The following is a 1,265-nucleotide window of genomic DNA, read 5'->3' as shown; positions in this document are numbered from 1 at the left end:
GGTGCCGGTCGGCTGGATGTTCTGGGCGGCGGCGTTGTCGATGTCGGGCAACTGGTGATCGGTGATCTGGGCGTTGTCAATCTGCAGGGCGGCCTACTCAAGATGGGGACGGGCAAGATATCCGGCAGCTTGAACTGGGAGTCCGGCACGCTCAATTTCAAGTCGAACTACGCCACGGGCGACTTTCTGGGCCACGACATGGTGCTCAGCGCCGGCCAGATCCTCAAGGGTGACGCCCAAATCCGTGTGGGCTCGGGCGACAGCCTCACCTTCGCAGGGGGGGCGCTGCAGGCCAGTGATTTCCAAATGGATGTGAATGCCTCCGCCACCGTGGGCCGCGGCAGCAGCCTGGCTGCCAACACCGTCAAGAACTACGGGCGCCTGATGCTGGACGGCGGTTCGGTGAACGGCGCCTTGCTCAATGCCGGCACGATGACCGGCTCGGGCACCATCCGCGCCAACGCGGGTCAGGCGGGCTTCACCAACAGTGGTCGGTTTGACCAAGGTGACTATGTTGAATTGGCCAATTCAGGCAGCAATATCAATACCGGCGTTTGGACCTTGGGCAAGGGCGGCGCCCTGCAGCTGAAGGCAAGCAACCTGAATAACCAGGGCTTGATGAGCATGGCCGGCGCCAGCATCGGCGCTTTTGATGCCACCAGCGTCCTGAGCAATGACGCGAGCGGCACGATCAGCGGCAACGGCGTCATCAGCGCCAAGTTTGCCAACCAGGGCAGCCTGATCGTCGATGGTGGCAAGCTCGCCATCGACAAGAGCTTTGTCAATGGCGGCCGGATCCTCTTGACTTCGCCCATCGCCAGTCTGAGTGGCGGGGCGATCGACAACACGGGCCGCATCGAGGGTTTGGGGCAAGTCGACAATGCCATCAATAACCAAGGTTTTGTCAGCGCCAAGGGCGGCACCTTGACGCTCGCCGCTGCGGTGAGCAATAGCGGTACGCTGACCGTGGGCCGCGACGCGACCCTGCTCCTGACCCAGGGCCTGCAGCCGAACACGGGCAAGATCCAACTCGCCGGCGGCAGCTTCGACAATAACGGCAAGGCCCTGCTCAATCAGGCCAACGGCGTGATCAGCGGTTTCGGTGAAGTGCGCAGCGGCCTGCTCAGCAACAGCGGCAAGATTTTGCTGAGCGGCGGCAATTCGACGATCTACGCCGACATTCTCAGTACCGCTGCCAGCCAGGTCATTCTTTCGGGCAATAGCAACAGCACCTTCTACGGCAATGTGGATGTGCAAAACGGCGC

The 1,265-nt window shown here is 62.0% G+C and carries 1 protein-coding gene; it reads left to right on the top strand.

Going from position 1 to position 1,265, the window contains the following annotated elements; translation table 11 throughout:
* The coding region (locus tag AABB87_RS23020) for a hypothetical protein (RefSeq protein WP_341973605.1) at window positions 1–1,265 on the top strand (1,265 nt) is incomplete at both ends.

This window comes from Roseateles sp. PN1 (genome assembly GCF_038419725.1).
In the GTDB taxonomy this organism is placed as follows: domain Bacteria; phylum Pseudomonadota; class Gammaproteobacteria; order Burkholderiales; family Burkholderiaceae_C; genus Paucibacter_A.
Note: the sequence above shows the minus strand (reverse complement) of the source record. Positions and strands in the feature narration are given on the sequence as shown.